This is a genomic window from Niallia circulans NBRC 13626 (assembly GCF_001591585.1).
Taxonomy (GTDB): Bacteria; Bacillota; Bacilli; order Bacillales; family Cytobacillaceae; genus Niallia; species Niallia circulans.
The window spans coordinates 359,967-372,426 of sequence record NZ_BCVE01000002.1; the positions used below are offsets into that span (position 1 = coordinate 359,967).

Annotated in this window: 13 protein-coding genes and 1 riboswitch; of the genes, 3 read left to right on the forward strand and 10 right to left on the reverse strand. The window is 32.9% G+C overall.

Annotated elements, in window-relative coordinates:
- Positions 1-22: 22 nt before the first annotated feature.
- Entirely contained in the window at positions 23-805 is a 783-nt protein-coding gene (locus BCI01S_RS04150) for a carbon-nitrogen family hydrolase (RefSeq protein ID WP_061796813.1), read from the forward strand.
- A gap of 60 nt (positions 806-865) precedes the next feature.
- Here BCI01S_RS04150 and BCI01S_RS04155 read toward each other — a convergent pair whose 3' ends face one another.
- Positions 866-1,438, reverse strand: coding sequence for a DUF2087 domain-containing protein (locus BCI01S_RS04155; RefSeq protein WP_061796816.1), 573 nt, complete (start codon positions 1,436-1,438; stop codon positions 866-868).
- 226 nt (positions 1,439-1,664) lie between these two features.
- Positions 1,665-3,542 carry a PAS domain-containing sensor histidine kinase gene (locus tag BCI01S_RS04160; protein ID WP_061796818.1) on the reverse strand — a complete coding sequence of 626 codons (1,878 nt, stop codon included), beginning with the start codon at positions 3,540-3,542 and terminating at the stop codon, positions 1,665-1,667.
- A 374-nt stretch (positions 3,543-3,916) separates the two neighbouring features.
- On the opposite strand from BCI01S_RS04160, the gene BCI01S_RS04165 reads away from it, so the two are divergent.
- Positions 3,917-4,942: an acyltransferase family protein gene (locus BCI01S_RS04165; protein WP_061796820.1), complete on the forward strand. Its 1,026-nt coding sequence runs from the start codon at positions 3,917-3,919 to the stop codon at positions 4,940-4,942.
- A 44-nt stretch (positions 4,943-4,986) separates the two neighbouring features.
- Here BCI01S_RS04165 and ykzE read toward each other — a convergent pair whose 3' ends face one another.
- The 3 genes from ykzE to BCI01S_RS04170 all read right to left on the reverse strand — a co-directional run bounded on the left by ykzE (position 4,987) and on the right by BCI01S_RS04170 (position 6,782).
- The gene (gene ykzE, locus BCI01S_RS25595; protein ID WP_162837585.1) at positions 4,987-5,133 is read right to left on the reverse strand and encodes a protein YkzE; all 147 of its coding nucleotides are present in this window, start codon (positions 5,131-5,133) and stop codon (positions 4,987-4,989) included.
- The gene (gene ykzP / locus BCI01S_RS25600) at positions 5,134-5,292 is read right to left on the reverse strand and encodes a protein YkzP (protein WP_164463606.1); all 159 of its coding nucleotides are present in this window, start codon (positions 5,290-5,292) and stop codon (positions 5,134-5,136) included.
- A 134-nt stretch (positions 5,293-5,426) separates the two neighbouring features.
- Entirely contained in the window at positions 5,427-6,782 is a 1,356-nt protein-coding gene (locus tag BCI01S_RS04170) for a TrkH family potassium uptake protein (RefSeq protein WP_047942949.1), read from the reverse strand.
- 374 nt (positions 6,783-7,156) lie between these two features.
- Between BCI01S_RS04170 and BCI01S_RS04175 the strand changes: the two genes are divergently transcribed.
- Positions 7,157-7,351 (forward strand): alpha/beta-type small acid-soluble spore protein, encoded by a 195-nt coding sequence (locus BCI01S_RS04175; protein WP_047942948.1) that lies wholly within the window; start codon positions 7,157-7,159, stop codon positions 7,349-7,351.
- A 72-nt stretch (positions 7,352-7,423) separates the two neighbouring features.
- Here the strand turns inward: BCI01S_RS04175 and BCI01S_RS04180 are convergent, their stop codons facing one another.
- The 5 genes from BCI01S_RS04180 to BCI01S_RS04200 all read right to left on the reverse strand — a co-directional run bounded on the left by BCI01S_RS04180 (position 7,424) and on the right by BCI01S_RS04200 (position 12,325).
- Entirely contained in the window at positions 7,424-8,197 is a 774-nt protein-coding gene (locus tag BCI01S_RS04180; RefSeq protein WP_047942946.1) for a TerC family protein, read from the reverse strand.
- 122 nt (positions 8,198-8,319) lie between these two features.
- A riboswitch (yybP-ykoY riboswitch) is annotated at positions 8,320-8,416 on the reverse strand.
- A 140-nt stretch (positions 8,417-8,556) separates the two neighbouring features.
- Positions 8,557-9,030, reverse strand: coding sequence for a hypothetical protein (locus BCI01S_RS04185; protein ID WP_047942945.1), 474 nt, complete (start codon positions 9,028-9,030; stop codon positions 8,557-8,559).
- Positions 9,031-9,199: 169 nt separating this feature from the next.
- Positions 9,200-9,979 (reverse strand): amino acid ABC transporter ATP-binding protein, encoded by a 780-nt coding sequence (locus BCI01S_RS04190; protein ID WP_047942944.1) that lies wholly within the window; start codon positions 9,977-9,979, stop codon positions 9,200-9,202.
- A gap of 16 nt (positions 9,980-9,995) precedes the next feature.
- A complete protein-coding gene (locus BCI01S_RS04195) occupies positions 9,996-11,192 on the reverse strand; it encodes an amino acid ABC transporter permease (protein ID WP_061796822.1) in 1,197 nt (398 codons plus the stop codon).
- Between the two features lie 8 nt (positions 11,193-11,200).
- The gene (locus tag BCI01S_RS04200; protein WP_309325270.1) at positions 11,201-12,325 is read right to left on the reverse strand and encodes an amino acid ABC transporter permease; all 1,125 of its coding nucleotides are present in this window, start codon (positions 12,323-12,325) and stop codon (positions 11,201-11,203) included.
- Between the last annotated feature and the right edge of the window lie 135 nt (positions 12,326-12,460).

The following is a 12,460-nucleotide window of genomic DNA, read 5'->3' on the forward strand; positions in this document are numbered from 1 at the left end:
AGATGAATAGAGGTGGAATCATTTGAAATTTCAGATTAGTTTGGTTCAAATGGATATCGCATTTGGCAGGCCTGAAGAGAATTTTAAACAAGTAGAGAAAAAAATTGCTGCTTGCAAGGATAACAGTGATATTGTTGTACTGCCAGAATTATGGTCAACCGGCTATGATTTAACAAGATTAGCTGCGATTGCTGATAAACAAGCTCAAAATACTATTTCTTTTTTAAGTAAATTAGCCACCAAATATAGCGTTCATATTGTTGGTGGATCAATTGCTAATAAGAAGGAAAAGGGTGTTTACAATACACTTATTGTGATAAATAAATCGGGTGATGTGGTACATACGTATGATAAACTTCATCTTTTTCAACTGATGGATGAACATTTATATTTAAAGAGCGGGACAACTAATGGTCTTTTTTCTTTAGAGGATAGACACTTTGCCAGTATGATCTGCTACGATATTCGTTTTCCAGAGTGGATAAGAGCACATACAACAAAAGGAGCTGAAGCCATCTTTGTAGTAGCTGAATGGCCAGAACCGAGATTGGCACACTGGAGAAGCCTGCTTATTGCACGAGCCATTGAAAATCAATGTTATGTAATTGCTTGTAATCGTGTCGGAAATGATGCAAATAATATCTTTGCTGGGCATAGCATGATTATTGACCCATGGGGAGAAATTATTGCAGAAGCAGGGGAGAAAGAAGAAATTCTAACAGCTTCGATTAATTTAGATAAAGTAACAGAGGTACGTAAAACCATCCCAATATTTGCTGATCGAAAACCAGAATATTATACGTGATTTTTATACATATTAACCTAGGACTGTTTATATCAGATAATGATAAACAGTCCTTTTTCTTCACTTCGCCCACATTTCCTCAGGGTTAAGTTCATATATACTATTTTCTCGATACATAAAGTGATTAATAATAAATTCTCTTCTTATTGTCGCGTAGTCATCAAAATATTGCTGGATATAAGCATTTATTTCTTTTTCTTCATATTTCCTGCCAAAAACCAGCCCCTCAAGCATGTATTTGAGCACTATTAACTTTTTCTTTCTTTGCGAAGGAATATTTTTAAGTCTGCCCTCTTTAGTAAAAAAGTTCTCAATGATTTTTGCTTGTTCCTCTTTAGTAACAGTCATAATACTCTCCTCCATTCCAATTGTTAATTTTCTTAAAGACTCGTTTTGTTGTAAAATGACTGATTTATTCAAGAAAAAATAAATCGTATTTTTATCTCTGCGTTCATACACAACATTTATGTCACGCATTTTCTTTAAATGATGCGTAATGGTTGGGGCAGATAGACCCAGTTTTTCTGATATCGCTTGACCATTCCATGGTTTATTTGCCAATAAGGAGATTATTTTAATTCTGGTGGGATCCCCCATTGTTTTATAAAATGCAACCATTTTATCTAATTGCATTCAATCACCTACTTTGATTATTATCTAATTAGATAATAATCAAAGTAGGTGGTGATGTCAAGATATGGTATAATATTTTTTCAGCATATCTTTTCCGTAGAAAAGATCACTAAACAAATCCTTATCTGTTTCTCCGATTTCTACTCCTTTAACAATTCGAAAAACAACCAAAATAAAAAGGGCCTAACATAAGCCCTTCTTTTTATCACCCTAACAGGTCTAATGATCATTCATTTAGCTTGCTTTCTCTGCACACTGGAAGTACAAGGTGGAACGTCGTACCAACCCCTGGCTCTGACTCAACTGTCACTTTCCCTTGATGCTCTTCAATAATTTGATAGGATACTAGTAAACCTAAGCCTGTTCCTTTTTCTTTGGTCGTATAAAATGGTTCTCCAATTCTTGCAAGTATTTCCTTGCCCATTCCTCTTCCATTATCAAAGATTGCTATATGAAAGTAATCCTGTTTATATTCAATGGAAACAGCTATTTCCCCGCCGTCTTCTAATGCCTCTATTGCATTTTTTATAATGTTTATAAATACCTGTTTCAATTGATTTGGTTCACAATATATAGTCGGCATATCTTCTGTAAACATTTTTATAATTTGAACATTTTGTAGCACTGCTTGTGCATACAGCAATTCGATCGTATCATTCATAATTTGTCTTATATCTCGTTTTACATATTGAACAGCTTGTGGTTTAGCAAGTAATAAAAATTCATTAATAATGGATTCAATCCTAGTAAGCTCCGTTTTTATTACAGAAAAATACATTTCATTTTCCTGTGAGGCAACTCCATCTTCTAGCAATTGAATAAATCCCTTTAAAGCTGTCATTGGATTTCGAATTTCATGAGCTATACCCGCTGCCAATTCTCCCACTACATTTAAAGTAGATGACTTTCTCAGCTGTTCTTCCAATAAGGTATTTTCGGTAATATCACGTAATGTAGTAATACTTAGTCCTGAATAAATATTAAATTTATTACGATATTCAAGCTGCGTATATTCTCTATTATTAGGAAACTTTACCGTGTAGAGCCCTCTATTTTGTCCATCCTTTTCTACATTTAATAATTTCGGCTTTATATCTTCTCCAATCGTTTTTGCAGGTGGGAGAAAGGATATTAAATCTACACCGATCAAATTCTCTTTACTTTTATGAAGGAGACGTTCGGCTGCTTTGTTCATATCAATTATTTGATAGTTTTGATCCCAAATGATAATACCGTCAAAAACTTCTTCAAATGTATTCTCAAACATCGCCTTACTTTCACGTAATTCCTCTTCCATTTTATAACGTTCCGTGATATTACGGAAAATACTCATGTTTAACCCTTCCACCGAATGAAGTTTAGTTGTAAATTCTAGTATTTTTTTCTGTCCATTTGGCATCAAAAACATCAATTCTTCTCGATTAGATTTTTTATAATAGAGATTTTTAATCATATCCATGTACCGTTTATCTTTTTTATAAAAAAAATCACTAATCCTTGATTTTAATAATTTTTCTTCAGAACTTTCAAAAATTTTTAAAGCTGATTCATTAGCTGCAATAATCTGCCCTGATTCTTTCCAAAGAACAATACCATCCAGTGCCTCTGTAAAAAAATCATTATAAAGCTTTTGCGCTTCTTTCTCTTTTTCTCTTTCACATTCCTTTGTTATCTTTTCAATAATTGTAATAAATCCCATCTCACCGGGCAATCGACTAGTTTGCGTTTCAAAATAATGTTTTCGCCCATTAATAGTTAATGGGAATATGCTTTGAAAAGTACCTGATTTGGTTTTTATAGCATCCATATGTTCCCTTATCACCAAACGTTCTTCCTGCTGCACAAAATGCGTTATATTCCTATCAACTACTTGATTCATATTCACGTTAAAGTAATCACAAAGATATTTATTAATATCTAGAATAACTCCATTACTATCAAATATAACCAACCCTACATTTATCGTTTGGAAAGCAATAAATCTCCTATCTCGGAGAAGACTATATTTTTCTAGTTTTTCCTTTAGAAGGGTATTCTCTCTTTCCAATTCCCTCAGTTTATTTTGTAATTGTCGATATTCTTCAGAATAGGATATACTATCCATCTTTATGGATACCCCCCTTATCAAACGTAGTGATTACATAATTCTACATTATTCTTGAATTTCCTTTCCTTCTGAAAAATTTAAAGAAAAAAAGTAAATTAATTTACAAATGTAGAAACAAATGTAACTCTGATAGTAGCCATAATCATTTTAATATCTACCTCTCCCTTTACTTCAGTCAAAAAAATTAAACCTTACGTATTATTAATAAGAATTTTTATTTTTCCTTCGCCTAACGTACATTGCAATTATGTAATAAACAGAAGTTATTTAGTTAACAGATTAACGACAGGGGATTAAAACAATGGAATTTGTGTTATATATAGTTAGTGAAATGAAATATACGATATTTCCGTTCATGAAAGGATGAGTTTATGAAACAACGGGATTACTACTTTGATAATGCAAAATTTATTTTGATTTTTTTCGTTGTCTTCGGTCATTTTATCCAATCATTCATAAATGACAATCAAAATATTTATACGCTATATAAAGTAATTTACACTTTCCATATGCCAGCATTTATTCTTATTTCGGGATTTTTTGCCAAAGGGATAGCGGAAAAGGGATATATAAAAAAATATGCAAAAAAACTAATCATTCCCTACCTTATCTTCCAACTTGTATACAGCATTTTTTATTATTTTCTATATGGAAAGTCAACTTTTGCCATTGAACCGTTGACCCCACATTGGTCCTTATGGTTTTTAATTAGTTTGTTTTTTTGGAACATCTTTTTACTAGCGTTTGTGAAGTTAAAGCCTATACATGGAATCTTACTTTCCTTTATACTAGGATTAGCGATTGGTATGATCGATTGGACGTCCAGCTATTTAAGCTTAACGAGAACCTTTGTGTTCTTCCCTTTATTCTTAATAGGATTTTATATGAAAAAAGATCATTTTGCTTCAGTAAAAACAAAAAAAGCAACCATCCTAGCTATTGTTATTTTCACGATTGTTTTTATAGGATTTCACCTATTCCCTACTGTTAATTATCAATGGTTATTCGGATCAAAATCTTATGAAGCCCTTGGAGAAGGTTATTTTATAGGAATGGCTATTCGATTATTTTTCTATCTATTAAGTTTTCTGATGATTTTTTGCTTTTTTGCTTGTGTACCAAAAAAGGAATATTTCTTTACTAAGTTCGGAAAATCAACATTATATGTATATTTACTTCATGGCTTTTTTATCCGTCTCTTTAGACAAAGTGACTTACCAGATATTTTTGAATCACCTAGGTCATATGTGATGATTATAATTGTATCATTCTTAATTACAGTACTGCTTTCAAGCAATATAATTATTTCCTTTACACAGCCTATTATTGAATTAAAAAGTTCTAAATTAAAAAAGCTATTCTCAAGAGTTCAGCGCTCTCTTCAAACTAATAGATAATTTTTTGTTCCCATCAGTGAAGAAATTTACTGATGGGAAATTTTTTATTTTTTTCTAGTTGCTCTCTTTGTTTTATCCTTTGTTAAGGCTCCTGTATCATAGAATTTACTTGCATTAACATCACCAAACTCTTGGCCAAACTCTACATTTGAAGCTTCTGTCTGTTGTCGTTTTTTTATTTTTTTCGCCATTTATTGTCCCTCTCTTCCATGCTTTGCATTACGATTAGCACCTTTGATTGGGTTTTCGCCCCTACTAAATTCAGCGGAAAATTCTGTTTCCTGCGTATTTTTCTTTGGCGTCTTGCTGTATTTTTCTACACTGTTAACTTCAGCTTTTCTCTTAGCCATTATGATCTCTCCTTTCCATTTACATCATTATTATCCACATGTAAAAAAAAAGATATGCTTTCCTACTTTTGTCAAACAATCATAAAAAAATGGAGCTGTCAAAATAGACAGCTCCATTCACTTCTTACTTACCCTTATCCAACAATGATCCGTTCTTTTGGATAATGGAAGTTATCCTTTTTCTCTTTCCCTCCAATAATATAGATAAAAGAAGTTAACCCTATTCTTCCGATGAACATAAGCAGCATAATTACACACTTACCAAAGGTAGATAATTCTGGTGTTAATCCTAAAGAAAGTCCAGTTGTTCCAAATGCAGAACAAACTTCGAAAAGAATCACAATAAGGGACGCCTTTTCAGAAATAGATAAGGCAATGACAGCGACAAGACAAATACCAATCGCAAATATCGTTACAACCAATGATTTTATAATATCCTCTTCATGAATTTCTCGTTTAAATATCTTAATATACCTATTGCCATTTGCATAATGATAAATAAATAAGATATTCAATGCAAAGGTTGTTGTTCTGATACCTCCTCCAACTGAACTTGGGGAAGCACCAATAAACATAAGAAAACAAAAGATAAGCAAAGTTGTCATAGAATACTCATTTAATTCCATTGTTGCTAAACCGCCGCTTCGAGTGGAGGTAGAATGAAAAAAGGCATTGAAGAATATTTGATGCCAGCTCATTCCTGCATAATAATTACCCCATTCTAAGACAATAATCATAATCGTTCCAAATAGTAAAAGAAAACCGAAAGTAATGGTTGTTAACTTAGTGAATAAAGAAAACTTTAGATGGTTTTTCCCTTCTTTTGGAAACAGGTAATTTTTCACTTCGATAAGCACGGGAAATCCAATTGCTCCTAATGTAATTAAAATAATATTAACAAGTTGGACAAAATAATCATCCTTAAAGGGAGTAAGTGATTCTCCTGTTAAATCTAATCCTCCATTGGTTGTCGCACTAACAGAGGCAAAAGTTCCATGTAAAATCGAATCCCCCCAGGTAGGATAATAATTATGAAATTGCATTGAAAGTATAATAGCACCCAATACTTCAATAATAAGAATGATTTTGATAATTTCTCTTATTAAATTGACGAGACCTGAAAGATTAGATTGATTGTGGTCAATCATTATTAACTGTCTCTCTCTTAAACCAATCTTCTTACGAAGAATCATCCAAAAGAATGTACCTATTGCCATTACTCCAATACCACCAAATTGCAGAACAAACATTAATATTATTATTCCAAATGTACTATACGTTTCAGCGATATTAATTACAGTAAGTCCTGTTACACTTACTGCCGTTACAGCAGTAAACAATGTATCCATAAAGGAAACTGTTACTCCTTCTTTATGTACTCCTGGTAAACTTAATAATAAAACCGATATGCTGACAGCTAAACCATAATAACTGGTTATCATCTGCGCAGGAGTCAAATTTTGAAGGACTAACTTAAACTTCTTGCCCATTAAAAAACAATTCCTTTCTTTGAAGCTACCCATATATCCTATTTAATGATGGCTTTATTTATCATAGATATTAAACAGTATAAGTTATCTATCCCTCGACGTTCAAGCTAATCTTAAATGTTTAGGAAACTTTTAAGATTAGCTTGATTATTTTTAAGTACTATTAATTAATGAAGCAATGGAGATTTCCCTATAGGCTAGGTTAACCTATAAACAACAATAAATCCTATTTTCTCCCGTATACACAAACTTTACCACTAATGAACTAAAAATAAATCCACATATTATTAATACAGAATCATTTATCATTACTTTTTTGGAAACAATTAATTGATAAATAAACTGTACTATATATTCATAAGGAGGAAACAAAAATGGCTTCTCGAAATAAATTATTAGTTCCAGGAATTGAACAATACTTAGATAGTGTTAAGTATGAAATTGCGCAAGAATTCGGTGTGAATTTAGGATCTGATACTGTTTCACGTGCTAATGGTTCTGTTGGGGGAGAAATAACAAAAAGACTTGTCCAACAAGCGCAGGCAGAGTTATCTGGAAAAACGCAATAAGTTAAATCTGCTGAACTAAAGTCCTGAGCAAAAAGAAAAAGCCATTCCTAATGGATGGCTTTTTCATCATGCTTATGCATTACTTTCTTTTGCTTTAACTGCTTCTTTATTGGAGAAGAGATATCCACCAACTGCAATAGCTACTAGCACGAACCAGAAGATTCCTTTCCATATTTTCGATTCCGGAAAATGCTCATCTAAGAATCCTACCGATGGATGTGCCAACGTAAATACTGCTAATTTCACCCCAACCCAGCCTACAATTAAAAATGCTGCTGTTTCTAGAGATGGACGAGAATGAAGTAACTTCACAAACCAGTTTGCAGCAAAACGCATAATGATCAATCCAATTAATCCCCCAAGGAACATAACTAAGAATTGTCCTCCATCAATGCCGCCTAGCGTAAACCAATTTGTTTTTGGTAATGTAATCGCAAGGGCAACCGCTGCTAACATGGAATCAATCGCAAAAGCAATGTCTGCTAATTCTACTTTAAAAACAGTCATCCAGAAACCGGATTGTTTCTTCGGCTTCTTGTCTTTATCGTCTTCATTCTTCTTCGCATACTTTCCGTAAATATTATGCACTGCAATAAAGAGAAGATAAAGCGCCCCTATCGCTTGTACTTGCCAAACATCCACTAAATAAGAAATCATAAATAAAGTAGCAAAACGGAATACAAAAGCACCCAATAATCCGTAGAAAAGTGCCTTTTTTTGTTGTTCTACGGGCAAATGCTTAACCATAACAGCCATTACAACCGCATTATCAGCTGCTAGTAACCCCTCTAAAACAACAAGAATCAGTAAAACCCACCCATACTCTAGTAACATGCTTGCATCCAATAAAATTTCCCCCTTTAGGTTTTTATTTGTATACTCCTATTAGCAGGTTTTGCTACGACTTTCGTTATTATGTACAAAAGTGCGCAAAAAAAGACCTTTGCCAAATAGGCAAAGGTCTTGCTAAGCACTAATATGCCAACAAAGCCGATGGCATATGCCATGAACTGACGACTTTGTTTTAGGTATTAAACCTAAAAGCTACTCCCCTTTGAGTAGTATACAAATATTAATATGTATTAATTATATACAATATTGAACTATTTGCCAATGGTTTTTTGCATATTTTTTAATTTTACTGATATTTTTTTTCTATCTGTATTTCTTTCCCCTTTTTTCTTAGTCAATCATCATTTTCCTCTTTAAGAATGTTTCTTTTTTCTAAAATAAATTAAGCAATATTTAACTACATACCCACTAATGATTCCAGGTATCAAAAATACCATGGGCAAAAATACAGGACCTAACAATACTCCAAATAACTTCATTTGCGTCGAATAAAAAACACCTACGGTAACAAAATATGCGCAAAACACAAATGGTAAGAAAGCATATTCATTTTCTGATTCCATAACTTCCTTATAGGCATCCCACATTGCGAACATATATAAACACGGATAAAACAATATCCATTGAAAGTCGATAATTTCAATTGCCTCTTGGATATTGCCACAAAAACTCAGCATAATAGCTAAATTAAAATTACTTTTCGCATTTATAATAAATTCTAAGATAACTAATAGTGTTCCTTTCCAATATTTTTTCAATAATAACTGACTAAAACCAGGTAAAGCTATACTCCACATGATTGCTTCAATTCTACTTAGGCCCTTCATTGGTATCACCATCTATTTTTCTATACCTACTATTACATTTTTAGCGAAATCTTGATATTTTATTCAAAATAAATTGTTATATTTTTACAAAATAAAAAAATGGATGAAAATACTGTTTATAGAGATCCATATTTCATATAAACACTAAAAAAGAGCCCTAGGGCTCTTTTTATAATATCTGAGATAAAAACGCTTTTGTCCGTTCATGCTTCGGATGATCAAATAGTTCTTCCGGTTTTCCGGTTTCTACAATTTCGCCTTTATCAAAAAGGATGATTCGATCTGCCACTTGTCTTGCAAAACCCATCTCATGTGTTACCACCAACATGGTCATGCCTGACTCTGCTAGAGTTTTCATAACATCTAATACTTCCTTTACCATTTCAGGATCTAGTGCAGAAGTAGGTTCATCAAACAGCATAATCTTCGGCTGCATCGCTAATGCTCGTGCAATTGCAACACGTTGCTGTTGTCCACCTGACAATTGTCCTGGATACTTATTTGCTTGTTCTGGAATACCAACTCTTTCAAGTAATTCTTTCGCAATTTGTTCTGCCTTTGTTTTTTTCCACTTTCTCACCCAAATTGGTGCTAAAGAGATATTCTTTAGGATAGTCATATGAGGGAATAAATTAAATGATTGAAACACCATTCCCGTTTCTTTCCGAATTTCTTCAATGTTTTTCAAATCATCTGTTAATGCAATATTATCAACCGTTATATGCCCCTTTTGAAATTCCTCTAAAGCATTTATCGTACGAATAAAGGTTGACTTACCAGAACCTGATGGTCCTAAAATTACAATTACCTCCCCTTGCTTTACCGTAAGATCTACGTCTTTTAATACATGGTGGTCTCCATACCATTTATTCAATTTAGTAACTTTAATAATATCCTCTCTCTCATTTAGAGGCGTCGACAATTTATTTACACTAAAGACACTTTCCATCCTCTCATTCTCCTTTCTATCTCGTCCCTACACCAAGTGATTTTTCTATATGCTTACTTACATGCGACATTAAGAAACAGAAGATGAAGTATATAAAAGCAATCACAATATATAACTCCATATATTTACCTAAATATTCCGGATTTGCAGCAATTTTTTTTCCCATTCCAAGAAAATCTGCTAATCCAATAACCGCAACTAGAGATGTATCTTTAAAGATGGAAATAAATTGACCAACCATAGCTGGGATAACTGCTTTTAAAGCCTGTGGCAATATGACAAAAATCATTACCTTAAAATTATTTAATCCTAGAGCTTGCGCTGCTTCAAATTGTCCTCTCGGTATTGATTGCAGGCCTCCACGTATATTTTCTGCTAAATAGGCCGCACTGAATAAAGTGAATGCTATCATTGCCCGGACTACATTATCTAGTTCGATTCCCCCAAGGAACATCGGCAGCAATAATTGGGCAATAAATAACACCATAATCAGCGGCATTCCTCGGATTAATTCTATATAAAGAATACAGCAATATTTGATTATAGGCAGTTTACTTCGTCTCCCCACTGCTAGGAGTAAACCTAATGGGAAAGAACAAATAATTGCAACCGAAGCGATAACAAGCGTTAATAAAAATCCTCCCCAAATATTTGTTTTTACTGGCTCAAGTACACCAAACCCATTAATAATAGAAAGAGTAATCGGTATATATAAAATCCATAATATTAGGAGGGGGATTTTTAACTTCGGAACATATTTTCCGATAAAGTAAAAAAGGAATATCACTGCTGCACTCGTAAATAAATATACTTTTGATTCCATTGCCGTATAAGGAATTACTCCAAATATAACTAGAAGAATACTAAGACTAATGGCAACATGTCCGATAATCCCTCTCCAAGCTCCCCAAGTAGTACCTAAAAACACTGATAATAACAGAAGAGATATCCACAACCTCCATATTTCTTCTATTGGAAATTGTCCGACAAAGAGGAGCCTTAAATTGTCAGTAACAACTCCCCATTCACTTGCCAATAAAAACTTACCTATTCTCGTAAGCAAAGAAATAGTAACCATTAATGTGACAATCGTTAAAATAGCATTTTTCCAATCCTTAAATAAGTTATTTTTCAGCCATAATTGTAATTTCTTTTGTTTATTCAATTTTTTCGTTTCCAAAACTGGTTCCGTATTCAGTTGTATATTATCCATTTACCTCCCTACCTTTCTACCAGCTGGAATTTTTTATTAAAAATATTCATTAACAGTGATGTAGTTAAGCTAAATAATAAATACACAGAAATAACAATTAATAAAGTTTCTAATGTATGTCCTGTCTGGTTAATAATTGTATTTCCGATTCCAACAATATCTTGATATGCTACAGCCATTGCTAAACTTGAGTTTTTTATTAAATTTAAATATTGGCTTGTTAATGGCGGGATAATGATTCTAATTGCTTGCGGAAAAATAATTAAACGAAGTGCTGTATGACTTTTAAATCCAAGCGCTTTAGCAGCTTCTGTCTGCCCTTTTGGAACCCCCATTATTCCTGCACGAACAATTTCAGAAATATAGGTTGATGTATAGATTGTTAAGGCAGCTAAAACAGACATAAACCCGATGGATAATGACGTTCCTCCTTCAAATGAATTACCATTAAATACAGGAACAGAAAAACCAAGTGGTCCATTTCCTAAAATAATATAGATAATTATCGTTCCAATTACTATTAATCCCACACTTGAAATGAACGGATATGTAGACTTACCTGATTCTATCGATACTTTGGTTAATTTTTTGAATAAAATTATGCTTCCTGCGATTAAAAAAATTAGAATGACAAGCCAGATTAGCGTATTATCCTGTAAGGTAAACCACGGAATAGAGGCACCTCTATTTGAAAAATAAAACGGCCCAACCGATATAGCATCTTGAATTTTCGGCATTGGTAAAAAAACAGCAAAATTCCAAATGAAAATTTGAACCAATAATGGTGTATTTCTAAAAACTTCAACATATACTGTTGCCACTTTACTGACTAACCAGTTGTTTGATAATCTCGCAACTCCTACAATGACTCCAATAATAGTTGCAAGGATAATCCCAAAAACGGAAACCTTAAGTGTATTTAATAATCCTACTAATAAAGCACGTGTATAAGGATCGTCAGGTGTATAACTAATAATAGATTCTGCTATAGGGAAAGATGCTTTTAAATTTAAGTAGTCTAATCCTAATACTAAACCTATTTGTTCAAGACCTGATATTACATTTCTCACCATAAAGGCAATTACTATTCCTACAATTAGAACAAAGATAATTTGACTAATTATCGGGACCACTTTTCTATTTCTCCAAAGAGGAGTCGATGTTGTTTTTTTCATTTCCACTATTTCTCACCTCTCACTTAAAAGAATAGGGGGTATCTCAAATAGATTAGACACTTTGGTTTTTGAGACCCCCCATATTTTTATCTG